The organism is Streptomyces phaeolivaceus, from assembly GCF_009184865.1.
Classification (GTDB): Bacteria; Actinomycetota; Actinomycetes; order Streptomycetales; family Streptomycetaceae; genus Streptomyces; species Streptomyces phaeolivaceus.
The window spans coordinates 8676865-8700097 of record NZ_CP045096.1; the positions used below are offsets into that span (position 1 = coordinate 8676865).

23 protein-coding genes and 1 pseudogene are annotated in these 23233 nt (G+C 72.4%); 17 read left to right on the forward strand and 7 right to left on the reverse strand.

All coding sequences use genetic code 11. The annotated features are described in order from the left end of the window. Positions 1–106 precede the first annotated feature (106 nt). Together F9278_RS39625 and F9278_RS39630 are read left to right on the forward strand one after the other, a co-directional pair. Complete coding sequence (locus F9278_RS39625; RefSeq protein ID WP_152172603.1) at positions 107–334, forward strand: DUF6158 family protein; 228 nt, start codon at positions 107–109, stop codon at positions 332–334. Then, complete coding sequence (locus F9278_RS39630) at positions 331–930, forward strand: TIGR03086 family metal-binding protein (protein ID WP_152172604.1); 600 nt, start codon at positions 331–333, stop codon at positions 928–930. Before F9278_RS39625 ends, F9278_RS39630 begins: the two co-directional genes overlap by 4 nt. Here the strand turns inward: F9278_RS39630 and F9278_RS39635 are convergent. Together F9278_RS39635 and F9278_RS39640 are read right to left on the reverse strand one after the other, a co-directional pair. After that, positions 927–1382 (reverse strand): CBS domain-containing protein, encoded by a 456-nt coding sequence (locus F9278_RS39635; RefSeq protein WP_152172605.1) that lies wholly within the window; start codon positions 1380–1382, stop codon positions 927–929. The genes F9278_RS39630 and F9278_RS39635 overlap by 4 nt on opposite strands. A 91-nt stretch (positions 1383–1473) precedes the next feature. Beyond that, the gene (locus F9278_RS39640; RefSeq protein ID WP_152172606.1) at positions 1474–1890 is read right to left on the reverse strand and encodes a DUF2795 domain-containing protein; all 417 of its coding nucleotides are present in this window, start codon (positions 1888–1890) and stop codon (positions 1474–1476) included. 348 nt (positions 1891–2238) lie between these two features. On the opposite strand from F9278_RS39640, the gene F9278_RS39645 reads away from it, so the two are divergent. After that, positions 2239–3027, forward strand: coding sequence for an RNA polymerase sigma factor SigF (locus tag F9278_RS39645; RefSeq protein ID WP_152172607.1), 789 nt, complete (start codon positions 2239–2241; stop codon positions 3025–3027). 157 nt (positions 3028–3184) lie between these two features. Here F9278_RS39645 and F9278_RS39650 read toward each other — a convergent pair whose 3' ends face one another. After that, positions 3185–4294: a PAS domain-containing protein gene (locus tag F9278_RS39650; protein WP_152172608.1), complete on the reverse strand. Its 1110-nt coding sequence runs from the start codon at positions 4292–4294 to the stop codon at positions 3185–3187. Positions 4295–4411: 117 nt separating this feature from the next. On the opposite strand from F9278_RS39650, the gene F9278_RS39655 reads away from it, so the two are divergent. The 3 genes from F9278_RS39655 (at position 4412) to F9278_RS39665 (ending at position 7594) form a co-directional block, all read left to right on the forward strand. After that, complete coding sequence (locus F9278_RS39655) at positions 4412–5128, forward strand: ANTAR domain-containing response regulator (RefSeq protein WP_152172609.1); 717 nt, start codon at positions 4412–4414, stop codon at positions 5126–5128. A gap of 208 nt (positions 5129–5336) precedes the next feature. Beyond that, the gene (locus F9278_RS39660) at positions 5337–6047 is read left to right on the forward strand and encodes a hypothetical protein (protein WP_152172610.1); all 711 of its coding nucleotides are present in this window, start codon (positions 5337–5339) and stop codon (positions 6045–6047) included. 329 nt (positions 6048–6376) lie between these two features. Continuing rightward, positions 6377–7594 carry an aminotransferase class I/II-fold pyridoxal phosphate-dependent enzyme gene (locus F9278_RS39665; protein WP_152172611.1) on the forward strand — a complete coding sequence of 406 codons (1218 nt, stop codon included), beginning with the start codon at positions 6377–6379 and terminating at the stop codon, positions 7592–7594. Positions 7595–7727: 133 nt separating this feature from the next. Here the strand turns inward: F9278_RS39665 and F9278_RS39670 are convergent, their stop codons facing one another. Next, the gene (locus tag F9278_RS39670) at positions 7728–8342 is read right to left on the reverse strand and encodes a DedA family protein (protein ID WP_152172612.1); all 615 of its coding nucleotides are present in this window, start codon (positions 8340–8342) and stop codon (positions 7728–7730) included. Continuing rightward, entirely contained in the window at positions 8339–9112 is a 774-nt protein-coding gene (locus tag F9278_RS39675) for an MBL fold metallo-hydrolase (RefSeq protein ID WP_152172613.1), read from the reverse strand. Before F9278_RS39675 ends, F9278_RS39670 begins: the two co-directional genes overlap by 4 nt. A 97-nt stretch (positions 9113–9209) precedes the next feature. On the opposite strand from F9278_RS39675, the gene F9278_RS39680 reads away from it, so the two are divergent. The 5 genes from F9278_RS39680 to dnaK all read left to right on the forward strand — a co-directional run bounded on the left by F9278_RS39680 (position 9210) and on the right by dnaK (position 15674). Further along, positions 9210–9680: a hypothetical protein gene (locus F9278_RS39680; protein WP_404819035.1), complete on the forward strand. Its 471-nt coding sequence runs from the start codon at positions 9210–9212 to the stop codon at positions 9678–9680. 208 nt (positions 9681–9888) lie between these two features. Then, complete coding sequence (locus F9278_RS39685) at positions 9889–12090, forward strand: phage holin family protein (protein WP_152172615.1); 2202 nt, start codon at positions 9889–9891, stop codon at positions 12088–12090. A gap of 179 nt (positions 12091–12269) precedes the next feature. Continuing rightward, positions 12270–13034, forward strand: coding sequence for an RNA-guided endonuclease InsQ/TnpB family protein (locus F9278_RS39690; RefSeq protein ID WP_226967141.1), 765 nt, complete (start codon positions 12270–12272; stop codon positions 13032–13034). A 240-nt stretch (positions 13035–13274) separates the two neighbouring features. Further along, positions 13275–13700, forward strand: a complete 426-nt coding sequence (locus F9278_RS39695; protein WP_012999567.1) for an OsmC family protein — start codon at positions 13275–13277, stop codon at positions 13698–13700. 105 nt (positions 13701–13805) lie between these two features. Then, entirely contained in the window at positions 13806–15674 is a 1869-nt protein-coding gene (dnaK, locus tag F9278_RS39700; protein WP_152172616.1) for a molecular chaperone DnaK, read from the forward strand. A gap of 19 nt (positions 15675–15693) precedes the next feature. On the opposite strand, the gene F9278_RS39705 is transcribed toward dnaK, so the two are convergent. Continuing rightward, positions 15694–16557 carry a helix-turn-helix domain-containing protein gene (locus tag F9278_RS39705; RefSeq protein WP_152172617.1) on the reverse strand — a complete coding sequence of 288 codons (864 nt, stop codon included), beginning with the start codon at positions 16555–16557 and terminating at the stop codon, positions 15694–15696. 237 nt (positions 16558–16794) lie between these two features. On the opposite strand from F9278_RS39705, the gene F9278_RS39710 reads away from it, so the two are divergent. Continuing rightward, positions 16795–17226 (forward strand): hypothetical protein, encoded by a 432-nt coding sequence (locus F9278_RS39710; protein ID WP_152174406.1) that lies wholly within the window; start codon positions 16795–16797, stop codon positions 17224–17226. Between the two features lie 3 nt (positions 17227–17229). Here F9278_RS39710 and F9278_RS39715 read toward each other — a convergent pair whose 3' ends face one another. After that, a complete protein-coding gene (locus F9278_RS39715) occupies positions 17230–18087 on the reverse strand; it encodes a helix-turn-helix domain-containing protein (RefSeq protein ID WP_152172618.1) in 858 nt (285 codons plus the stop codon). 36 nt (positions 18088–18123) lie between these two features. Here F9278_RS39715 and F9278_RS39720 point away from each other — a divergent pair, with 36 nt between their 5' ends. The 5 genes and pseudogenes from F9278_RS39720 (at position 18124) to F9278_RS39745 (ending at position 23214) form a co-directional block, all read left to right on the forward strand. Beyond that, positions 18124–19191, forward strand: a complete 1068-nt coding sequence (locus F9278_RS39720) for an ADP-ribosylglycohydrolase family protein (protein WP_152172619.1) — start codon at positions 18124–18126, stop codon at positions 19189–19191. Positions 19192–19333: 142 nt separating this feature from the next. Continuing rightward, complete coding sequence (locus tag F9278_RS39725) at positions 19334–19639, forward strand: 4a-hydroxytetrahydrobiopterin dehydratase (RefSeq protein WP_152172620.1); 306 nt, start codon at positions 19334–19336, stop codon at positions 19637–19639. A 5-nt stretch (positions 19640–19644) separates the two neighbouring features. Then, positions 19645–20385: a class I SAM-dependent methyltransferase gene (locus tag F9278_RS39730; RefSeq protein ID WP_152172621.1), complete on the forward strand. Its 741-nt coding sequence runs from the start codon at positions 19645–19647 to the stop codon at positions 20383–20385. A 226-nt stretch (positions 20386–20611) separates the two neighbouring features. Continuing rightward, positions 20612–20982 (forward strand): annotated as a pseudogene (locus F9278_RS39735) (WYL domain-containing protein); the annotation flags it as partial. A 348-nt stretch (positions 20983–21330) separates the two neighbouring features. After that, positions 21331–23214 carry a rhamnogalacturonan lyase gene (locus tag F9278_RS39745; RefSeq protein WP_404818984.1) on the forward strand — a complete coding sequence of 628 codons (1884 nt, stop codon included), beginning with the start codon at positions 21331–21333 and terminating at the stop codon, positions 23212–23214. Positions 23215–23233: the final 19 nt, after the last annotated feature.

A 23233-nucleotide genomic window follows, 5' to 3' on the forward strand; every position in this document is an offset into this window, starting at 1 on the left:
GCACGGCGGCAGCCGCGCGGGCCGGCCGCGCGGGGCCGTCGCACGAGGGGCCGGGCCCGGGATGTTCGTACAGTGGAGGGAGGACCACGACGATCGGGGTACCACCATGACCGGAGTGCACCCGGACCAGCTGGACGATCAGCAGTTGATGAAGGAGCTGGAGTCGATCCACCGTACGCGGCACGACACGCTGCTGCACGGCTCGATCGAGGCGCTGCGCACCCACAACGAGCGGATGGCGCAGCTGGAGGGCGAGTATCTGCGCCGCCATCCGCGTCGGCCGGTCGTCCCGGGCCGCACGAGGGACGGCGCGCGGGAGCGAGGGCCGGCATGACGGACGGCACGACACCGCAGTCGCGGGACAGCGTGCTGCTCACCCGGCACGCCGAGGCGCAGGACCTGTTCGGCGCGCGGGTCCACGCCGTCCGTGACGACCAGTGGGGGTCGGGCACCCCGTGCGCCGAGTGGTCGGTGCGCGACCTCGTCAACCATCTCGTGTCCGAGCAGTTGTGGGTGCCGTCGCTGGTGCGGGACGGCTGCATGATCGAGGAGGTCGGCGACACGTTCGAGGGGGATCTGCTGGGGCCGGACCCCGCGGTCTCCTGGGACACCGCCGCGCACTCCGCACGGGAGGCGTTCGGCGCGCCCGGCGCCCTCGAACGCACGGTTCATCTGTCCTACGGGGACACCCCGGCGACCGCGTACTGCGCGCAGATGGTCGCCGATCTCGTCGTGCACACGTGGGATCTCGCGCGGGCGATCGGGGCGGACGAGCGGCTGCCGGGGGTGCTGGTGCGGTTCGCGGCGGAGGAGATCGCTCCGTACGCCGGTGAGTTGGAGAAGAGCGGGTTGTTCGGGGCGCCGGTGGAGCCACCCGCGCGGGCCGACGCCCAGACCAGGCTGCTGTGCCTGCTCGGGCGCCGGCCTTAGCGCCTCAGGGTGCCGCCCGGGGCCTGAGAATCGGCCTCAGGGTGCCGCCCGGCTGATGTGGACGAGTGTGTCGAATCCGGGTCCTGTGCGACGGCCAGGTCGCCGAGGCCGACCATGCCCACCGCCCGCCCGTCCTCCAGGACCGGCAGCCGGCGTATCGCGTGGGCGCGCATCAGCCCGACCGCGGCGGACACCGCGTCGTCCGGGCCGATCACCACCGGGTCCGGGGTGCGGACGGCCTGGGCGCTCACCGTGAGCGGGTCGGCGCCGTCGGCGACGGCGCGCAACGTGATGTCGCGGTCGGTCAGGACCCCGACGACCCGCCCGTCCGTCGCGACGAGGACACCCCCGATGCCCTGGTCCCGCATCAGCTGCGCCGCCCCGACGAGCGAGGCGTCCGGACGGACCGCCACCGCACCCGCCGTCATGACTTCCCTCACGAACTCGGCCATGGCTCTCCGGGCCCTTCGTCGCGCCGCCCCGACCGCGGGGGGCACGCCCACGCGGGCGTGCCGTGGCCCGCAGTACCCGCGAGCAGGAGGCCTATGTGAGCCGGTCCGGCGCGGAATCCCCACCGGTCTCGTCCCGGGCGTGGACCACCGCCTCCGCGAGCCGGTGCGCCGATTCGTAGCGCGCCTCGCGCGGCAGCCGCTCCAGGGGCTCCACCAGCGCGTCCGGGGCGTGCCGGTCCCGCAGGACCCGGATCAGCTCGGCGGGGCCCGCCGGGAAGGACGTACGGCCCAGGACCCGGGCCAGTTCCAGCCGCAGGGTCTCCACCCCGGCGGGATCACGGCTCGGGGTCACCGGCCCGTACGCCACCTCCGGGTCGTCCTCGGCGTACGGCTCCGGGTCGTGCCACTCCTCCGTGCGCGTGGGATGCCCCGAACGGAGCAGTCCTTGGAGTTCCTGCTTCATCTCGTCGTCGCGGTGGGCGCTCAGGCGGTCGCTGCCTCGCTGCATGACTCCCCTCCAGATGGGATCTTCGTGGCCCTCGCGTACCCGAACACCCCTCGCCGACACTGACGCGTTCCGTCCGGTTCCGCCGCGAGATGTGGTCCGCGGCCGTCGTGCCCATACTGGATGTCCCGGGGTGCGGTCTCCCGAGACAGTCACCCGCGGGCGGAACGAGAAATCCCGAATGTGTTTGCCGTGCATGATCCGGGGCAGGCGCATAACAGTGCTTCGGACAGGAGGCACGTCCGTGGAAGTGGCGAGGTTTCCCTCACGGGTGTGCTGTCTCCTCCGCACGTCCGCGCCCCCACGGTGACCGTCCATCCCAGAGCACCATCCAGGGAGTTGCGACGCACCATGCGTACTCAGGCGAAGCACCACCCGCACGACGACGCCCCCGACACCGCGGAGGCCTTCCGCAAGCTGGCCGCGCTTCCCCCGGGTCAGCAGCGGGACACCCTGCGTGACCAGATCATCGAGGCGTGGCTCCCGATGGCCGAACGGCTGGCGGGACGGTTCCGCAACCGCGGCGAGAGCTACGACGATCTGCGTCAGGTCGCGTCGCTCGGCCTGGTCAAGGCCGTCGACCGTTACGACCCCGAGCTGGGCAACGCCTTCGAGAGCTACGCCGTCCCCACCGTCACCGGTGAGATCAAGCGGCACTTCCGCGACCACATGTGGACCCTGCACGTGCCCCGCCGGGTCCAGGACCTGCGCAATCGCGTGCGGTTCGCCAGTCAGGACCTGTCCCAGACGATCCCCGGGCGACGGCCGACCGTCGCGGAGATCGCGGCCCACGCGAACATGACCGAGGAGGACGTGCAGGTCGGGCTCGAAGCCCTGGAGAGCTTCACGGCGCTGTCGCTGGACGCGGAGCTGCCGGGCAGCGAGGACGGGTACTCGCTCAGTGACGCGCTGGGGTCGCCCGATCCGGCGCTGGACACGGTGGTGGACCGGGAGGCCGTGAAGCCACGGCTGGCCGCGTTGCCCGAGCGGGAGCGGGCGATTCTGTACATGCGGTTCTTCGGGGACATGACGCAGAGCCGGATCGCGGAGCAGTTGGGGATCTCGCAGATGCATGTGTCGCGGCTGATCAGTCGGTGCTGTGACCGGTTGCGGGATCAGGTGATGAAGGACGCGGTGTAGCTCCGCGGGGTGGGTGGGGGGTGGTGTGGTGGGCGTGTTGGGTTCGTTGTCGGGTGCGGGTTCGTCGTGGCTTGTCGCGCGGTTCCCCGCGCCCCTTGACGATCGGCCCGGAGTTCCATGTGCCCCCTGATGGTGGGCCGTGGATCCATGCGCCCCCTCAGCTGGGGCGGGGTTGCATTGCCAGGGCTATGTGGCGGGACATGGTGTCCATGGCCTGGGCCTCGGCCAGGGAGAAGGCCGGGCGGGGGCCCGCGCGGAAGAGGGTCAGGACGGCCTTGACGTGCCCGTTCGGGGTAGGGAGGGGCACCGTCAGCAGTGATGTCACGTCGGCTCTCACCAGGACCGGGGCGCCGGTGGTGTCGTGGCCGAAGGCGGTGGGGTCGGCCGGGCGGATCTGGAGGGCGGGGGAGCCGGCCCGCGCGGCGTCGACGACGAGGGGGCAGGTGGCGGGGTCCTGGGTCATCAGGAGCTTCGCCTCGCGCTCCGAGGGGGCCAGCACCGTCGTACGGGTGAGGCCCGGGGCCGTCGTGTCCGCGATCACCCAGTCGGCGAAACGGCCGTGCAGGACATGGGCCGCCCGGTCCAGGGCCGCGTCGGAAGGGGCGCCGAGCAGCGCCGTGGTCATGGCGTCGACCAGATCCATGAGGGCCGCGTGACGGGTGGTCTCGGTGAGGTTGGGCAGCGGGCGGAGCGGCTCGACGGCGGGCATCCGGTGCCCGGCGGGCTGCAGGGTGACCAGCACGGTGTTGCGCGGCTCACCGCCGGGACGCAGCGCGGTGAGCGTGGCGCGCACCGGGAGCGAGGGGCGCTGCTGGAGGAACACATTGAGGCTGCGGTCGCCCTCGCCGCGCGCCACGGCCGCCGCCTGCGAACGGAACGCGCCCCGGTCGGAATGGGCGAGGAACCCGCTCAGCGGACGCCCCGTCGCATAGCCGGACCGAACACCGGTGAAGGCGGTCGCGGCCCGGTTGAGACGGCGCACCACCGTCTCACGGTCCACCAACAGCACGGGCAGCGGCAGACTTTGGAAGACGGTCTTCAGCAACTGGTGTTCCCGCGCGGCCGACGGGGCGCCGCCGACCTGTCCCGATGTGCTCAGCCGCTCGTACCGGGGCCACAACCGGTCGGCCGCGTGGTCGAGTTCGAAGATCGCCGCGTCCAGGACCGTCGGAAGATCACCGGTCGGTACCGAGCGGGCCGCCTTGAGCTCGGCGACCCGGCGCACGAAGTCCGCGAGTTCTTCACCGAATTCGTCCGTCTGCGTCATGCGACGAAAGTAATGCCTGGGAGGCGTTCACGGGGGAGGGGGCGGCGGGATCGAAAGCGGCACGTTCGTTTTCCGTGCGGGGGAGCGGGCAGGCGACCCGAAGAGGAGGCGTGCGTCATGCCGGAAAGCGAACAACTCGGCCGCGTGGGCCGGGAATCGGCGGAATCCGCACATCCGGGCAGAAGACTCTCCGAACTCGTCGAACAGGCCGCCCGCTGCACCAGCGACTGCTGCGGAGCCAGCGGCATGGTCTCCGATTGCGGCACCGAGCGGCCCGCCGCCGTCACCCACCCCGACCTCGCCGGACTCGTCGCGGTCCAACTGCGCTCGGGCGACGGGCCGATCCCGGCCGCGCTGGAGCGCGGTGAGCCCGTCGACTCCGCCGATCTGCTGCGGGAGGAACGCTGGCCGGCGTACCGGGCCGTGGCCCTCGACGCGGGCGTACGGTCCAGCGTCACCCTTCCCTTCAGGCGGGCCGGTCTCACCGTCACCCTCAGCCTCTACAGCTTCCGCCCGCACACCCTGGACGGCGCCCCGCACGGCCCCGCGCGCGCCCTCGGCGACCTCGCCGCCACCTGCATCGTCCGTGACCGCTCCTACCGGGCGGCCCTCACCGAGCTGGACCAGCTCGGCGCCGCCCTGCGCTCCCGGCCGGTCGTCGACCAGGCCTGCGGCATGGTCATGCATGTCCTCGGCTGCGACGCCGACACCGCGTTCACCGTCCTGCGCCGTATCTCCCAGGGCACCAACCGCAAACTGTCGGACGTCGCGTCGGCGGTGGTGGAGAAGAGGGGCCGGGGCCTGGAGCGGGAACTCGTCTCGCTCTCCGGCTGAGCGCACCGGCTGAGCGCACCGGGCGTCCGGCCGGGGCGTCCGCCCCGGTGCCGCACCGGGTGTTCCGGTGCGCCGTCACCCGCTTGGCGGCCCCGCGTCCCGCAAATGGTGCCCGGCCGCGCGCGCCCCGCCGGGCTCGGCGCTCTGATGGACGCGGGGCACGGCCGTCGTGCCCCACCCGCCGGAGCCGGCCGAAGGAGCCCCGCCCATGCCCCCGCCCCCCATGCCTCCGTCCCCGCCCACGCGCCCGCCCCTGCGCCGCGGCGCCCACGTCCTGACCTCCGCCGCGCTGATCGGCGCCGTCCTGTCCGCCACCGCCCCGTCCGCGTACGCGGACCCCGCGGCCGAGGTGAACCCGCACTCCGTCGAACCGGGCGGCACGCTCACCTTCTCCGTCTCCTGCGACCCGACCGGCGGCCCCGCCCCCGAGACCATCGACGCCAGCTCCCAGGCCTTCGAACAGGGCACCGTCACCCTGCAACGCCTCCCCGGCAACGACGACTCCGCCGGCGGACCCTCCTACCAGGGCACCGCCAAGATCGCGCCCGCCGCGGACTTCGAGACCGGCGTCGCGGCGGCGAACTCCGCCACCGAGTGGGGAGTGGACGGCATCTGCCCGGCGGCACCCGGCGGTGAGGGCAAACAGTGGAGCGCCGCCTTCGCCGTCTCCCTCGGCGGCGGCGACGACCCGTACCACCCGACCCACCAGCCGACGCATCAGCCGTCCCACCGGCCCACGCACGAGCCCACCCATCACGCCACGCACCCCGCCGCGCCGGTCCAGCGCGGTGTCCACGCGGGCGGCGGCGGGGCCTTCACCGACTCCGTCCCGGCGATGGTCGCCGGCGGCCTCCTCATCGCGGGCGCACTCGGCGCCGCCGTCCACCGACTGCGCCGCCGTGACCGGGGGACGCCCTGACGCGCCGGAGTCACCAAGACGGACGGAAGGGCCCCTGACGCGCCGGAGTCACCAAGACGGACGGAAGGGCCCCTGACGCGCCGGAGTCACGAAGACGGACGGAAGGGCCCCTGACGCGCCGGAGTCACCACGACCGAAGGGCCCCTGACGCGCCGGAGTCACCAACTCCCCCTGAACACGGGGGACACGAGGCCGTTGTGACCGGCGCAACCCGTACGGGGGCCATGGGGCGCGTGAGCCTGGGTACTGACCGGCCGAGGGTGCGTACGCCGCCTGCCGGGGCGTGACGTCGCCCCCGGGCAACGCACAACGACAGCGCGGAGGCACAGATGCGGCGGACGGATCCGGAAGGGCATGGTCCGGTCCGTTACGGCCCGCCCCTTCCCGCCCAGGGACTGCCCGTGCTCCCCGAACTGGCCGCCGTGCTCTCCGCAGCCGCGGCCCACCCCCACCCCGTACCGCCCGGTGGCGATCCCGCCCTGCTGGACGCCGCCTGCGGCTACTGGGACCGGCGTGGACTGCCCACCGCACGGGACAGGGCCGTCGCCGCCCCCGGCGCCCCCGCCCTGCTCCTCGCGCTGACCGCCGCGATCGGCGGCGACGTCCTGCTTCCCCGGCCGTGCGCCGCCTGGTGGGAGCCGCAGGCACGGGCGTTGGGAAGATCCGTGTTCCATGTGGCCACACCCGCCGAGTGCGGGGGCGTGCCGGACCCGTACGCGCTGCTGGAGACCGTGCGCAGGATCCGGGCCGAGGGCGGTGACCCCCGGCTGCTCGTGCTGTGCGTCGCCGACGACCCGACCGCCACCGTGGCCCCGCCCGAGCTGGTGCACGAGGCCATGGAGGCGGCCCTGGGGGAGGGGCTGCACCTGGTCAGCGACGAGACCTGGCGCGACACCGTCCACGACCCGCACGACACCGTGCTGCTCAGCCCGGCCGAGATGCTGCCCGACCGGGTCACCGTCGTCAGCGACCTGGCCGGCGCCTTCCTGCCGACGGGCTGGCCGGCCGCCGTGGCCCGCTTCCCGGCCGACGGGGACGGTACGGGACTGCGCGACCGGGTCCTCGACGTGCTCACCGCGCTGGGCGCCCGGGTCGCCACCCCGGTCGCCGCAGCCGCCGCGTACGCCCTCGCCGAGCCCGCCCCCGTCACCGAACGGCTCACCGCCTCCGTACGGCTGCACGCCCGACTCGCCACCGCCGCGCACCGCGCCGTGGTGGGCGCCGGGGCGCTCGCCCTGCCGCCGCGCGCCGGACGGCATCTGTACGCCGACCTCGCCCCACTCCGCCCCGCCCTCTCCGCCCACGGCGTCGGCGACGCCCAGGAGGCGGAGGACTTCCTCACGGACCGGCTCGGGATGCCCGCGCCCGGCGGCCACCGGTTCGGGGACGACCTCGGCGCGCTGCGCGTCCGGCTGTCCACCGCCCCGTTCCTCGGCACCACCGACGCGGAACGCGCCCAGGTCCTCGACGCGCCGGACCCGCTGGAACTACCGCATGTGGAACGCGCGTTGACGCTCTTCGGAGCGGCTTTCGAGGACCTTCGATGACGAGGGTCCCTCGGGAGCGACCCGAAGTGACCCCCGGGCCCCAGCACCCCCCGTCCCAAAGGGGCGAGGGGAACTGCGCGATCAGCCCCCACGCACCCGCCCCCCCCCGCAACGCACCCGAGGTCCCGAGCTCTCAACGCACAACCCGCCGCCACACACTCGGCACCACACTGATCAGCAACGTCAACACGACCGCCGCCAACACCCCTTGCCACGGCTCCGCGAACAACGACCCACCCAGAATCCCGATCAACTGGTACGTCACGGCCCACGCGAGACACGCCGGCAGATTCCCCCGCGCGAACCGCCGCAACGGCATCTTCGCCATCAGACAGGCCAGCATCACCGGGATCCGCCCCGCCGGCATCAGCCGGGACAGCACCAGCACGGCCACCCCGTGGTCCTCCAGCTTCGCCTGGGCCTGCGCCAGCCGGTCCTCCGGCGCCCGGCGGCGGATCGCCTCCAGCCACCGCGAACCGTTCTTGGAGCCCATCCCGCGCCGCCCCAGCCAGTACAGCGCGATGTCACCGAGGAACGCGGCGACCGACGCCACCACGAACACCAGCAGCAGCGCGAACGGCGCCGCCTGGTGGAACGCCACCACCGCCGCCGAGCTGACCAGCGCCCCGGTCGGCACCACCGGCACCAGCGCCCCGATCAGCACCAGCAGGAACAGCGTCGGATAGCCGATCGCCTGCTGGGTCGACTGCTGCGGCAGGGGACTGCTCACGGCGGCGAGGAAGTTCACCGGGCCGCCCCCGGCCGTACGCTCTCGCCGTGTCCCAGCCGGTGCACGGCCACCTCGGGGGCGCGGGCGGCGGCGAGGCGCACGAACTCCTCGCCGGGGGCATGGAATTCATGGGGGCGCACGGCGTCCATCCCGATCGGCCAGTACGTGCCGTAGTGCACCGGAACCGCGCTCCGGGGCGCGAGCAGCGCAAGCGCCTCCGCCGCGCGCCCCGCGTCGAGATGCCCCTCGCCGAGGTACGGCCCCCAGCCGCCGACCGGCAGCAGCGCCACGTCGACCGGACCGACCTCCTTGGCCATCTCCTGGAACAGCCCGGTGTCCCCGGCGAAGTAGGTCCGCGCCTCGCCCTCGACGACGAAGCCGAGCGCGGGCGAACGGTGCGGCCCGACCGGCAGCCGCCGCCCGTCGTGCCGGGCGGGAACGGCACGTACGACCAGGTCACCGACCCTGATCTCGTCCCCGGCCGCCACCTCGGAGAGCCGTAGATGCGCCAGTCTGCGCAGCCCCGGCACCTGGCGCGACGCGCCCTTCGGCACCACCAGCCGGGTCCCCGGGGCGAGCCGGGTCAGCGAGGGGACGTGCAGATGGTCGGCGTGCAGATGCGACACGAGCGCGACGTCCGCGACCGCCGCCTCCGGCGGGGGAGGCGCACCCCGGCGCCTTCGCAGATGTGCGAGCCGGCGCGCGAACAGGGGGTCGGTCAGCACCCTCGTACCCGAGTCCTCCACGGTGCAGGTCGCGTGACCCCACCAGGTGATCTCCACCGGCACTCCGTTCGCCTCCTTCGCGCTACTCCCCCGAGCCTACGGGCTGGAGTAGGGTCTGCGGCCTGGGTCTGAGGGGGACACCGTGGCAGACAAGGGAGACATGAGTGGCGCCTCCGGTACGGCGTGCCGGGACGCCGCTCGCGGGTGTGGCGGCGCGGCGGGGCGCGGGGCCGTGGTGCGGGTCGCGGCCATAGCGAGCCTGACACCGCTGGAGGAGCTGGAGGCGGATCCCTTCCTGGTGGACTCCCGAAGCCAGCACGCCATGTGCGCCGGCTGGGCCGCCGAGCGCGGCTATGTCGTGACCCGCGAGCTGCTCGTACGCGGTCTGCGCCCCGACCACTGCGCCCTGTGGGCCGATGTCGACGCCGGTCTGGTCGACCTCTTCGTCGCCCCCAGCCGCCGTGTCCTCGAACGCGCCCTCGCCTCCGTCGACGACTTCACCGCCGAGTGCGCCAGACGCGGCATCCGCGTAGAGACCGTCGGCCACGCCGAACCCGCCTACGACGCCCAGATGAAGGCCCACGTCCACCGCCGCCTCTCGATGCCGACAGCGGGCTACGACGGCCGCTGAGCGGGGGACGAGGGCACCCTTTCGAGCGCCGGGGGCTTGCGCGCCCTGAAGGGGCGCGGGGAACTGCGCGAGAAGTCCCACGCACCCGCAGTCCGCAATGCACGGCACCCCCACCCCCTCCCCGGACCCATCTCCCTGCTTCCACGCCACCCCGAAACGTCACCCCGGCGCCCCCACCCCGTATGACAGTCTGAACACAGGAAACGGGATGCAAGGGTGGCCGAACGTGGGTGGTGGTCGTTGGCGGAGGCTACTGAGCGGCGTGTGGCGGATGCTCGCCGTATGGGCGGTGTCCACCCTGACCATGCTCGTGCTCGCGGGCGCCCTGCCCGACTTCCGGCTGCAGTCCGAGTCCGGTGAGAGCGCCACGCGGATCGCGGTGACCGCGGCCTTCGGCGCCGGCGCCTTCGGTCTGCTCTCCTCGCTCGTGTGGCCGCTGCTGGTGCGGGCCCTGCTGCTGGTCCCGGCGCTCGTCCTCGGCCTGCTCGTCTTCTTCCTCAACGGCTCCCTGCTCCTCCTCGCCCTGCGGCTCAACCCCTCCGGCCAGGGCGCGGCGGCCCCCGAGACCGCTGTGGTGGTCGCCGCCGTGATGTCCGCCGTCGCCTCCGCCACCGGCGGCGCCCTCGCCGTACGGGACGACGACGCCTACCGCCGCCGGCTGTACCGGCTGGCCGACCGCCGCCGCAGACACGCCGAGGGCCGCCCGGGGCCCGCCGGACCCGGCACCGTCTTCCTCCAGCTCGACGGTGTCGGCCACGACGTCCTGGAGGCGGCGACGGAGAAGGGCCTGATGCCCACGGTCGCCGCCTGGCTCGGCCGCTCACCGGCCGGCACCACGCACCCCGGGCCCGCCCCCCGGCCCGCGCCCCGGCCCACCCACCGGCTCACCCCCTGGCGGACCGACTGGTCCAGCCAGACCGGCGCCAGCCAGCTCGGCATCCTGCACGGCACCAACCACGACGTGCCCGCGTTCCGCTGGTACGAGAAGGACACCCGGGAGGTGATGGTCTGCAACCGGCCCTCCAGCGCCGCCGAGCTCCAGCGCCGGGCCGTGGAGCGCACCGGGGACGGCGGTCTGCTCACCGTCGACGGCGCCAGCCGGGGCAACCTGTTCAGCGGCGGCGCCGAGCAGCTCGCGCTGGTCCTGTCGATCGCGGCCCGCCGGGGCCGGCGGAACCGTTCCCGCGCCGGGTACTTCGCCTACTTCTCCGACCCGGCCAACGCCGTCCGCACCGCCATGTCCTTCGTCGCCGACGTCCTGCGCGAGATCGGCCAGTCCACCCGCGCCCGGTTCGCCCAGCAGCGGCCCCGCGTCAAGCGCGGCGGCCTCTACCCGTTCATCCGCGCCTTCGCGACCGTCGTCGAGCGCGATGTCGTCGTCGCCGCGGTGATCGGGGACATGTTCGCGGGCCGCGCGGCGATCTACGCGGACCTGGTGGCGTACGACGAGGTCGCCCACCACTCCGGCCCGCACAGCCGGGACGCCGCGAAGGTCCTCGAACGCCTGGACCGCTCCCTCGCGCTGATCGCCCAGGTCGCCGAACACGCCCCGCGCGCCTACCGGATCGTGCTCCTCTCCGACCACGGCCAGAGCCCCGGCGAGACCTTCCTCGGCCGCTACGGCCTCACCCTCGGCAACCTGGTCCGCGCCGGCTGTGGACTGCCCGTACCGCGCCGCGCCCAGCGCACCCACAGCGGCGCCGAGGCCCGCGCGGCGGTCCGGGCGGCGCTGCGCATCCCCGTCGAGGAGGGCGTCGAGGAGCACCGGCCGACGCGCCGCTCCGAGCCGATCGTGCTCGCCTCCGGCAACCTCGGCCTGGTCTCCTTCCCGGACGTCTCCCACCGGCTGAGCCGCGAGGAGATCGACGCCCGCCACCCGGCCCTGCTCTCCACCCTCGCCAACCACCCCGGCATCGGCTTCGTCCTCGTCCGCAGCGAGGAGCACGGCGGCGTCGTGCTCGGCGCGCACGGCGCGGAGGTCCCGGTCGACGAGCTGAGCGACGAACACCCCGGCCCGCTCGCCGACTTCGGCCCCGGCGCCGCCGACGCCGTACGCCGCACCCACGGCTTCCCGCACACCGCCGACATCATGGTCAACTCCTGGTACGACCCCACCGAAGGCGAAGTCCTCGCCTTCGAGGAGCAGATCGGCTCCCACGGCGGCCTCGGCGGCTGCCAGTCCCGCGCGTTCCTGATGTCACCCCTGGCCCTGTCCGAGCCGGTGGAGGAGGACGAGACCCTGGTCGGCGCGGAACAGATCCACCGGGTGCTGAGGCACTGGCTGAGGGAATCGAACGGCCCCCAAGTCCCCTTGGCTGAGCATGAGTGCCCTGAAGGGGCGCGGGGGACTGCGCGACCGGCCACGAAACAACCCGCACCCGCCAAGGAACAGAACCCGGCAGACGCATAGGCACCCGCCCGGAAATATTCGGCTGCGCTCCCGCGAACCGCTCGCCTCGCTGGTTCGACGAGTTCGTGCCCAGACCCCCGCCCGTGTCGTCTTCCCCACGCGGCCTCGCATGACGCGGGCTTCGTCCCGATCACCGAGATCGCCGGACGTGTCCGGGACCCCAGGCTGGTGCCCATCCCATGGGTTCACCCGATCGGGTGAGCAGAAGCGTCCGCTTCGCCTGCTCACCCGACACACTCAAACAGCTCACCGAGTACAGAAAGGGCGAGTCCGACCTGATCGAGCGGGACGGCAGACTGTTCCTGATCGCCACCCTCGACATCCCCGAACCTGAGGTCTTCGAGCCAAAGGGCTGGATCGGCGTGGACCGGGGCATCACCAACCTGGCCACCACGTCCGATGGTGACAACCACTCCGGCCGCCGTCTGGGCCGCTACCGCAGGTGGCAAGCCCGCAAGAGGGCCGAACTCCAGGCCAAACAGACCCGCAGCGCCAAGCAGCTGCTGAAAAGGCGTGCCCGGCGCGAGTCACGGCATGCGACCCACGTCAACCACAAGATCTCCAAGACTGTCGTTGCTGTCGCCCAACGCACCGATCGTGGTATCGCCCTCGAAGAACTCGGCGGTATCCGCGAGCGGGTCACGGTTCCGCGCGACCAGCGAGCGCGCCAGTCCTCCTGGCCGTTCCACCAGCTCGGCGCGTTCATCGCCTACAAGGCCAAGCGTGCCGGCGTCCCGTTCATCGAGGTGGATCCGGCCTACACATCGCAGCGCTGCCCACGCTGCGGCCACACCGAGCGCGCCAACCGGCGCACGCGGGACCACTTCCACTGTCGTCGGTGCGGCCTCGCTGGGCCCGCCGACCACGTCGCCGGGGCCAACATCGCCAAGCGCGGAGCCACGGCGTGGGTATTCGTCAACATGCCCGACCCGGTCCCCGCCTGAGCGGGGACCGGTAGATGTGCCCCCGTGACCGTCCCGCCGTAGGGGGCAGTCGGGAGCATGAACAACGCCTTGCCGAGCTGAGGCAACGAGCTCGGTGGTTTACGGCTGAGTAGTTGACAGTGAGATGAGCGTCGGACGTGCCGGAGTGTGATCGGATGGGGTACGGAACCCGGCAACGGGACCCCGGCAGGGGGCTCCTGGCAACGGGACCGGCATCGTGACCCACAGAAAGGACTCATCGTGGCCACCACGCGCACCGCACACACCGTCTGGGAAGGCGAGCTGCTCAAGGGCACCGGCACCGTCACCTTCGACTCCTCCGGCATCGGTTCGCAGCCGGTGTCGTGGCCGTCGCGCGCGGAGCAGGCGAACGGCAAGACCAGCCCCGAGGAGCTGATCGCCGCCGCCCACTCCAGCTGCTTCTCGATGGCGCTCTCGCACGGTCTCACCGGCGCGGGCACCCCGCCCACCCGCCTGGAGACGAAGGCCGACGTGACCTTCCAGCCCGGCGAGGGCATCACCGGTATCCACCTCACCGTCCGCGGCGAGGTCCCCGGCCTGGACGCGGCCGGCTTCCAGGAGGCGGCCGAGGGCGCAAAGAAGAACTGCCCGGTCAGCCAGGCCCTGACCGGCACGACGATCACGCTGACGGCCGAACTGGCCTGACGGTCTGCTTCGCGCGCCCCGTCGCCGCCCCATTGACAAGAACCCACTCAAGTTTTGTGCTGGTGGTGGGGACATGTGGCGGAACCTTGCTGAAAGGGGACGGCGATGGGGCGTGCGGTCGGGGTCGATCTCGGTACGACGAACTCGGTGGTGGCCGTGCTGGAGGGCGGCGAGCCGACGGTCGTCGTCAACGCGGAGGGGCAGCGGACCACACCGTCGGTGGTGGCGTTCGCCAAGAACGGCGAGGTGCTGGTCGGCGAGGTCGCCAAGCGGCAGGCCGTGACGAACGTGGAGCGCACCGCGCGTTCCGTCAAACGCCATATGGGCGACGGGGGTTGGCGGTTCCCCGAGCAGGGCGCCGTGGACGGCACCCGCTACCGCCCCCAGGAACTCTCCGCGCGCGTCCTGCAGAAGCTGAAGCGGGACGCCGAGTCGTATCTCGGGGAGGACGTCACCGACGCCGTCATCACCGTCCCCGCGTACTTCGACGACGCGCAGCGGCAGGCCACCAAGGAGGCGGGGGAGATCGCGGGCCTGAAGGTCCTGCGGATCATCAACGAGCCCACGGCCGCGGCCCTCGCGTACGGCCTGGACCGGGGCGAGGAGCAGACCGTCCTCGTCTTCGACCTCGGCGGCGGCACCTTCGACGTCTCCCTGCTGGAGATCGGCGACGGCGTCATCGAGGTGAAGGCCACCAACGGCGACACCCGCCTCGGCGGCGACGACTGGGACCAGCGGGTCGTGGAGTACCTCGTCAAACGCTTCCAGGGGAAGTACGGCGTCGACCTCGGCAACGACAAGATGGCGCTGCAACGGCTGCGCGAGGGCGCCGAGAAGGCCAAGATCGAGCTGTCCAGTTCCTCCGAGACCTCCATCAACCTTCCCTACATCACCGCCTCTTCCGAGGGTCCGCTGCATCTGGAGGAGAAACTGACGCGCGCTCAGTTCCAGGAGCTGACCGCCGACTTGCTCGACCGCTGCCGGACGCCGTTCCACCAGGCCGTCAAGGACGCGAAGGTGAAGGTCGCCGCGATCGACCGGGTCGTGCTCGTCGGCGGCTCGACACGGATGCCCGCCGTGACCGATCTGGTGCGGGAACTCACCGGCAAGGACCCGCACAAGGGGGTGAACCCCGACGAGGTGGTGGCGGTCGGCGCCGCGCTCCAGGCGGGCGTCATCCGCGGCGATGTGAAAGACGTCCTCCTGCTCGACGTCACCCCGCTGTCCCTGGGCATCGAGACCAAGGGCGGCATCATGACGAAGCTCATCGAACGCAACACCACGATTCCCACCCGCCGTTCGGAGATCTTCACGACCGCCGCCGACAACCAGCCCTCCGTCGGCATCCAGGTCTACCAGGGGGAACGGGAGATCGCCGCGTACAACAAGAAGCTCGGCGTCTTCGACCTCACGGGTCTGCCGCCGGCCCCGCGCGGGGTCCCGCAGATCGAGGTGGCCTTCGACATCGACGCGAACGGCATCATGCATGTCTCGGCGAAGGACCTCGCCACCGGCCGCGAGCAGAAGATGACCGTGACGGGCGGCTCCGCGTTGCCCAAGGACGACATCGACCGCATGATGCGGGAGGCCGAGCAGTACGCCGACGACGACCGGCGGCGCCGGGAGGCCGCCGAGACCCGCAACCACGCCGAGCAACTCGTGTACCAGACCGAGAAGTTCCTCCGCGAGAACGAGGAACGGGTTCCGGCCGACAGCCGTGCCGAGGTCGAGGGCGCGGCGGCGGAGGTGAAACGTCTCCTGGACAACCCCGAGGACATCGCCCCCCTCCGCGCAGCCGCCGACCACCTCTCCACCGTCAGCCAACGCATGGGCCAGGCCATGTACGCGGCGGCGGCCTCCGCCGCCCCGACCGACCAGCCGCCGCCCGGCCCCGTCGAGGACGAGGGCGTCGTCGACGCGGAGATCGTGGACGAGGAGAAGGGACCGAAGGGGGGAGCGCGGGACAAGGCGTAGGCCCTCGGCTCCCCGCGGCTCAGTACTTGTCGCGGTACCGCTTGAGGATGTCCCGCGTGGTCGCGGCGGATGCCGCGTGCGCGGCCATGTGGTCGAGGACTTCCAGGTGGAGGGACACCTCGGTGCGGGAGTCGAGGTAGAGGGCGCCGGTGAGGTACTCCGTGTAGACCATGTCGGGGAGTTCGGGTTCGGCGAAGCGGAAGAGGGAGAAGGGGGCGTAGGTGCCGGGGTGGGGGCCGCTGGCGAATTCGCAGACCTGGAGAATCACATGGTCCTTCTCGGTGATCTCCAGGAGTCTGTCGATCTGGTCGCGCATCACCCGGGAGCGGATGCTCACCGGGCGCGTCAGGGACGTCTCGTCCATGATCACCCAGAGATGCGGCGGCTTCTCCTGGGTGAGGAGCTTCTGTCTCGCCATCCGCAACGACACATGGCGTTCGATGGTCTCGGGCCCTGTCTGGCCGATCGTCCCGGCCTCCATCACCGCCCGCGCGTACTCCTCGGTCTGCAGCATCCCCGGTACGAAGTGCGGCTCGTACTGCCGGATCAGATGCGCCGCGCCCTCCAGGCTGACGTACACGCTGAACCAGTCGGGCAGCACATCGTGGAACCGCTGCCACCAGCCCGGTTTGTTCGCCTCTTCGGCCAGCTTCACGAAGGCGACGACCTCGGGTTCGGTGACGCCGTACGTCGTCAGCAGGACCTGGACGTACGGGATCTTGAGCGCGACATCGGCGGTCTCCATGCGCCGTACGGTCGCCGGGGCGACCCGGAGGACGCGTGCCGCTTCCTCGCGCTTCAGCCCGGCTGACTCCCGCAGTTCCTGGAGCCGTCTTCCGAGCACCACCTGACCCACGGTGGGCGCGGCCCGCCGCTCACTCACGCCACGCCTCCCCACGCGCCGAGTACACCAACAGTCTGTCATGCCCCGGTGGACATCTCACAGGGTCGGCCGGGACGTGATGTCTCCGGTGGTTTCCGGCCACGACGACCCCCGAGGGTACGGGGTGCCATGACCTCGGAGGTAATCGACCGCCGCACACCCCACGAGGCAGGGTGAGGTCACCGTTTCCGACAGCCACCTCCACGGAGAGTGAGGTTCGTCATGTCCGTGACCACCCTGCCCGCTGCCCGGCTCGCCGTACTCGCCCGCACCACCGACCCCCGGACCATGCTGCGCCGCTTCCTGGCCGTCGACGCCGTCGTGACCGGCGCGAACGGGCTCGCCTACCTTCTCGCGGCCGGTCCGCTCGACCGGTTCCTCGGGGTCGGCTCCGGGCTGCTCCTCGGGCTCGGCGCGTTTCTGACGGTCTACGCGGCGGGTGTCGCCCTGCTGGCCGCGCGGGAGCGTCCGGCGGCGCCGCTCGTGCGGGCCGTGATCGAGGCCAACCTCGGCTGGGCGGTCCTCAGCCTCGTCGCCCTGGTTCTGTGGCTGACGCCGAGCACGGCGGGCGCGGTGTGGACGCTGCTCCAGGCGGTCACCGTGGCCTGGTTCGCGGCCGTCCAGTACGTCGCCCTCCGCGCGGCCGACAGCCGGAAGAACGCTGACTGACCGTCAGGACAGCAGCTCGTGCAGATACTTGACCGTCGCCGGGTCGGCCGGGAGGAACGTCTCGATGGCCAGCTCGGCCACGGTCACGTCCATCGGGGTGTTGAAGGTCGAGACCGAGGAGATGAAGGACAGCACCCGGCCCTCGTGCTCGATCCGCATCGGCAGCGCGAAGTAGGCACTGGCCGCCGCCCCCGGTTCCGCCCCGGACCCCTCGCCGGACCCGTCCTCGGACATGTCCGGCGGCAGCGGATAGGCCGCCACCTCCTCGTACAGCGCGCGCAGCGGCTCCGAGCGGTGCAGCGCGACCTGGCGTTCCATCTGCTCCAGGAGGTGCCCGCGCCAGGCGCGCAGATTCCGGATGCGCGGCGCCATGCCCTCGGGGTGGAGGGTCAGCCGCATCGCGTTGACCGGCGGCGCCAGCAGTGCCTCGGAGACCCCGTCGAGCAGCATGACGATGCCCCGGTTGGCGGCCAGCACGTCGTACGTCGCGTTCATCACCAGCGCCGGATACGGCTCGTAGCCCTGGAGCAGCCGCTCCATGCCCTCCCGCAGCGCGGCCATCGACGGGTCGTCGAGCGGGGTCTCCGGGTAGTGCGGGGCGTAACCGGCCGCGAGGAGCAGCGCGTTGCGCTCCCGCACGGGGACGTCCAGCTGCTCGGCGAGCCGCAGAACCATCTCCTCGCTGGGACGGGAGCGGCCCGTCTCGACGAAGCTGATGTGCCGCGCCGAGGAACCGGCCCGCAGCGCCAACTCCAGCTGGCTGACCCGCCGTTGCTCCCGCCAGGCCCGCAGCAGCGGGCCCATGCCCCGGTCGGGAGGGGTGGTGGGGCGGCCCGGTGAACCGGTCGGGACAATGGTCATGCGGAAAACGTAACCGAGGCGATCGAGGAGTGGCGCGTGTACAACCCGTGGAACCCGTCCTGGGAGGCGACGGCCGTCTACCGGGCACGGGTACGAGGGTGCCTGCTGGGCGGCGCGGTCGGGGACGCGCTCGGCTATCCGGTCGAGTTCACCTCGCTGGCGCACATCCGCGCCACGTACGGCGACCGGGGCGTGACCGGGCCGGTACCGGACGGCGACGGCGTCGTTGGCCGGGTCAGCGACGACACCCAGATGACCCTGTTCACCGTCGAGGGCCTCCACCAGGCCCGTGAACACGAACGCCTCAAGGGCGCCGACGGCGTCTGGGCCGAACTGCTCCGGAGCGCCTACGGCCGCTGGCTCGACACCCAGCGACAGCCCGGCCCCGACCCACGCGCGGTCTCCGGCCTCGCCTCCCGGTCCTGGCTGTACGCCCGCCGCGCCCCCGGCAACGCCTGCCTCTCCGGTCTCGCCCAGCCGTTCCGGTCCGAACCGGCCGTCCCGCCGGGGCGTCCCGGACCGATCAACCCGGACTCCAAGGGCTGCGGCACGGTCATGCGTTCCGCGCCCTTCGGGCTGGCCCGTGTCCCCGCCGAGACCGCGTTCGAGCGGGCCGTGCTCGCGGCCCGGATGACCCACGGCCACCCCACCGGCTACTACGCCGCCGGCGCGCTCGCCGCGATCGTCGCGTATCTCGTGGCCGACGAGTCCCTGGAAGGCGCCGTGCTCCGCGCCCTACGGCTGCTGGCCCGCCACCCCGGCCACGAGGAGACCACCACGGCCCTGACCCGCGCCCTCGACCTGGCCGCCGAGGGCGCCCCGACCGCCGCGAAGGTCGAGTCCCTGGGCGCGGGCTGGGTCGCCGAGGAGGCCCTCGCGATGGGCCTCTACTGCGCCCTGGCCACGCACAGCGTCACCGAGGCACTGCTGCTCGCGGTCAACCACTCCGGCGACAGCGACTCCACCGGCTCCCTGTGCGGCAACATCCTCGGCGCCCACTACGGCGACCACGGGCTGCCCCAGGAGTGGGTGGCGGCGACGGAGGGCCGCGCCGAGATCACCGTCCTCGCGGACGACTTCGCGACGGAGTGCGTACGGATCTGACCCTCGTCCGTATCGACCCTCCTCCGTACCGGCCCTCCTCCACCGACTCCGAGAGATGCCTTACCAGGGACTCGGCGGCCCCGCTGTGGCACGCTGAGAGGGACCGCGCACCACGGAGGGGACGCTTCGGAAGGAGTGGGCCATGACCGTCGCACCCTTGTCGCAGAAGGAGATCGAGGACCGGCTGGCGGAGCTGCCCGGCTGGTCGTCGGACGGGGACCGGATCGCCCGCTCCTACCGGCTGGGCTCGCACTTCGCGGCCACCGCGCTGGTCGTGCACATCGCACAGACCCAGGAGGAGCTGGGACACCACTCCGACCTCACCCTCGGCTACAACACCGTCTCGCTGACCATCAGCACACACAGCGCGGGCGGCGCCGTCACCGAGAAGGACTTCGCGCTGGCCCGCAGGGTGGAGGCGCTCGCACCCGGCCACGGGGCGAGCTGAGACGGGTGCTGGACTACGACAAGGAGGCCGACGCCTACGACGCCCTGCGCGGCGGCGAGCCCCGCGCCGAGGCCGCCGCCCGCGCCGTACTGGGCCTGCTCCCCGAGGGCACCCGCAGTCTGCTCGACATCGCCTGCGGCACCGGGATCGTGACCCGGCGGCTCGCGGCGGCCCTGCCCGGCGCGCGGGTCACGGGCGTCGACCTCACGCACGCGATGGCGAGCCGGGCCGCCGCCCGGCTGCCCGGCTCCGTCGTCATCGGCGACGGCCGCCGACTCCCTTTCCGTGACGGGGAGTTCGACGCCGTCGCCAGCGTCTGGCTGCTGCATCTGCTGGACGGCCCCGAGGACGTACGGGCCGTGGTCGGCGAGTGCGCCCGGGTGCTGCGACCGGGCGGTGTCTATGTCACGACCGTCGACAAGGGCGCCTCCCACAACGTGGGCAGCGACATCGACGCCGTGCTCGCCGCGCGCCCCAGGCGCCCGGCGACCGACGCCCCGGCCGACATCGAGACCCACGCCGCCGGGCACGGGCTCGAACCGGCCGGCCGGGCGACCTTCACGGGCCGGGGACAGGGCCGCAGCCCCCGGCGCGCGCTGACCGATCTGCGGCGTGGCTGGTTCGTCACCCTCCCGCCCGGCGATCCGCTCGCCGACCGCTTCGCCGTGCACCTGGCGGCCCTGCCCGACCAGGACCGGGACCGCCCGGAGCCGACGTTCAACCTCCGGGCGTTCCGGAAGCCGTAGGGCGCCGCGGCCGGGTGAACTCCATGACCCGGTTGGTCAGCCAGCTCCCCCCCCGTCCGGCGAGAACGCCTGCTCCCAGCGGGCCGAGGTCGCGGACATGCGCCCGGGAGCGGGGTCTTACGGGGCCTCCACAGGCGTCGCTTTCCGCCCGCCCGACGGTAGGCCTGACTGTGCCGCCAGACGGCTCACCTGCAGCAACAGCGGGCAATCGGATCAGCACGTTCTGCGGGTGCTGCACATCCGCTACCGCCGCTGGGCCGAGCCGACCGACGTACGGCGCCGCCTCGAACCGTACGGCCTCGTCCTCAAGGCGGGCCGCTGGTACGTCGTCGCGGGCCCCGGACCCCGCACCCTCCGGATGGACCAGATCCTCGAACTCGACTCCTCCAACGAGGAGTTCGGCCGCCCGGACGCCTTCGACCTGGCCGCGTACTGGACGGCGTACCAGCGGGACTTCCACGCCCGGCTGCACCGGGGCTGAGCCTGCCGGGGGCCGTGCCGGTCGAGGGGAGCGGCGCGGGGGACGACGGCTGGATCACGGCGAGGGTGCCCATCGAGTCCGTCGAGCGCGCGCACGGCGAGTTCCTGCGGCCAGGGCCCTTCTGATGGATCTCCGTGGCGTCGCGACGCCCGGCACGCTCCCCCACTCTCGGCTTCGCTCAAGCGGGAGGGGCCCCCACCGCCGCACCGGGCGAAAGCCCAAGTACGTCCAGTACGAGGCCTTTCGCCCGGCACGCCGAGAGCACGCACCGGACGCCGCTCCTTTTCCCACGGAGATCCATCAGAAGGGCCCTAGGCGCGGACATCGAGGTGCTGGCACCGGCCGAGCTGCGCGGCGCGATCGCCCGGACCGTGGCCGAACTGGCCGAAAGCTACGGCAACGCGGCCGGGAACGGCGGCGACTGAGAGAGCGGAACCCGTCCGTCCTTTCTGGAGGTTCGTCACGTGCAGCACCCGCCCAGGCACCCCAGGCACCCCAGGCACCACAGACGCCGAGCCCTGCGCTCGGTCCTGACAGCGGCCCTCGTCGCCGCCGGACTCACCACGTTCACCGGCACGCCCGCCGAGGCCGCCACCGCCCGCCAGGTCGAACGCCTCGACCGGGGCGTGGTCAGTGTGCACGTCGACAGCGGCAATCTGGTCAGCTGGCGCTGGCTGGGCACCGACCCCAACGACGTGTCGTTCAACGTCTACCGGGCCGGTGCGTTGGTCAACTCCGCCCCGATCACCGGCTCCACCAACTACTTCCACTCCGGTGCGCCCGCCCAGGCCGACTACACGGTTCGCGCGATCGTCGGCGGTGTGGAGCAGGCCGACTCGGTGCACGCGGTCCAACTCCGCACCGGCTACAAGGACGTACCGATCAGTCCGCCCACCGGCGGCACCACCCCGGACGGTGTCGCGTACACCTACGAGGCCAACGACGCCTCCGTGGGCGACCTCGACGGCGACGGCGCCCTGGAGTTCGTCCTCAAGTGGCAGCCGACCAACGCCAAGGACAACTCCCAGTCCGGCTACACCGGCAACACGATCCTCGACGGCGTCAAACTCGACGGCACCCGGCTGTGGCGGATCGACCTGGGCCGCAACATCCGCTCCGGCGCGCACTACACACAGTTCCAGGTGTACGACTACGACGGTGACGGCAAGGCGGAGATCGCCGCGAAGACGGCGGACGGCACTGTCGACGGGGCGGGGACGGTCATCGGCAGCTCCTCCGCCGACCACCGCGACTCCAGCGGATACGTCCTGTCCGGGCCCGAGTATCTGACCATGTTCAACGGGCAGACCGGCCGCGCGATGCAGACCGTGGACTACGTCCCGGCGCGGGGCACGGTCTCGTCCTGGGGCGACTCGTACGGCAACCGCGTGGACCGCTTCCTCGCCGGGACGGCGTATCTCGACGGCGCCCGGCCCTCGCTCGTCATGGCGCGCGGCTACTACACCCGCACGGTGATCGCCGCCTGGGACTGGCGGGGCGGTGCCTTCACCCGCCGCTGGACCTTCGACACCAGCTCCTCCACCAACTCCGGCCGGGGCTACGACGGGCAGGGCTCGCACAGCCTCTCCGTGGGTGACGTCGACAACGACGGCCGGGACGAGATCGTGTACGGCGCGATGGCCGTGGACGACAACGGCAACGCGCTGTGGACCACGCGGACGGGCCACGGCGACGCCCAGCACCTGGGGGACCTCGACGCGTCCACGGCCGGCCTGGAGTACTTCAAGGTCTCCGAGTCGACCTCCCAGCCCGCCGAGCTGTACATCAACCCGGCCAACGGGGCCGTGCGCTGGCAGCTCGCCGCCTGCTGCGACAACGGCCGGGGCGTGGCCGGTGACATCTACGCGGGCAACGACGGCCCCGAGATGTGGTCGGCCTCCGACACCTCCATCCGTGACGAGACGGGCGCGACGAAGGGCCGTGAGCCCTCCTCCGTCAACTTCCTCGCCTGGTGGGACGGCGACCCGGTCCGTGAACTCCTCGACGGCACCCGGATCGACAAGTACGGCACCTCCGCCGAGACCCGGCTGCTGACCGGTTCCGGGGTGTCCTCCAACAACGGCACCAAGGCCACGCCCGCGCTCTCCGGTGACATCCTCGGCGACTGGCGCGAGGAGGTCGTCTGGCGCACCAGCGGCAACACGGCCCTGCGGATCTACTCGACGCCGGTCGAGACGAGCACGAAGATCACGACCCTGCTGCACGACCCGATGTACCGCACGGGGCTGGCCTGGCAGAACACCGCCTACAACCAGCCCCCGCACACCGGCTTCTTCATCGGGAACAACATGCCGACGCCGCCCCGGCCGACGGTGTACACGCCGTAAGGAGCGTTCCCGCGCGGGG

Excerpts from the sequence above, each read along its gene's own strand:
- F9278_RS39625 (WP_152172603.1), top strand. The coding sequence starts at position 107 with ATGACCGGAGTGCACCCGGACCAGCTGGACGATCAGCAGTTGATGAAG.
- F9278_RS39630 (WP_152172604.1), top strand. The coding sequence starts at position 331 with ATGACGGACGGCACGACACCGCAGTCGCGGGACAGCGTGCTGCTCACC.
- F9278_RS39635 (WP_152172605.1), bottom strand. The coding sequence starts at position 1,382 with ATGGCCGAGTTCGTGAGGGAAGTCATGACGGCGGGTGCGGTGGCGGTC.
- F9278_RS39640 (WP_152172606.1), bottom strand. The coding sequence starts at position 1,890 with ATGCAGCGAGGCAGCGACCGCCTGAGCGCCCACCGCGACGACGAGATG.
- F9278_RS39645 (WP_152172607.1), top strand. The coding sequence starts at position 2,239 with ATGCGTACTCAGGCGAAGCACCACCCGCACGACGACGCCCCCGACACC.
- F9278_RS39650 (WP_152172608.1), bottom strand. The coding sequence starts at position 4,294 with ATGACGCAGACGGACGAATTCGGTGAAGAACTCGCGGACTTCGTGCGC.
- F9278_RS39655 (WP_152172609.1), top strand. The coding sequence starts at position 4,412 with ATGCCGGAAAGCGAACAACTCGGCCGCGTGGGCCGGGAATCGGCGGAA.
- F9278_RS39660 (WP_152172610.1), top strand. The coding sequence starts at position 5,337 with ATGCCCCCGCCCCCCATGCCTCCGTCCCCGCCCACGCGCCCGCCCCTG.
- F9278_RS39665 (WP_152172611.1), top strand. The coding sequence starts at position 6,377 with ATGCGGCGGACGGATCCGGAAGGGCATGGTCCGGTCCGTTACGGCCCG.
- F9278_RS39680 (WP_404819035.1), top strand. The coding sequence starts at position 9,210 with ATGAGTGGCGCCTCCGGTACGGCGTGCCGGGACGCCGCTCGCGGGTGT.
- F9278_RS39685 (WP_152172615.1), top strand. The coding sequence starts at position 9,889 with ATGCAAGGGTGGCCGAACGTGGGTGGTGGTCGTTGGCGGAGGCTACTG.
- F9278_RS39690 (WP_226967141.1), top strand. The coding sequence starts at position 12,270 with ATGGGTTCACCCGATCGGGTGAGCAGAAGCGTCCGCTTCGCCTGCTCA.
- dnaK (WP_152172616.1), top strand. The coding sequence starts at position 13,806 with ATGGGGCGTGCGGTCGGGGTCGATCTCGGTACGACGAACTCGGTGGTG.
- F9278_RS39715 (WP_152172618.1), bottom strand. The coding sequence starts at position 18,087 with ATGACCATTGTCCCGACCGGTTCACCGGGCCGCCCCACCACCCCTCCC.
- F9278_RS39725 (WP_152172620.1), top strand. The coding sequence starts at position 19,334 with ATGACCGTCGCACCCTTGTCGCAGAAGGAGATCGAGGACCGGCTGGCG.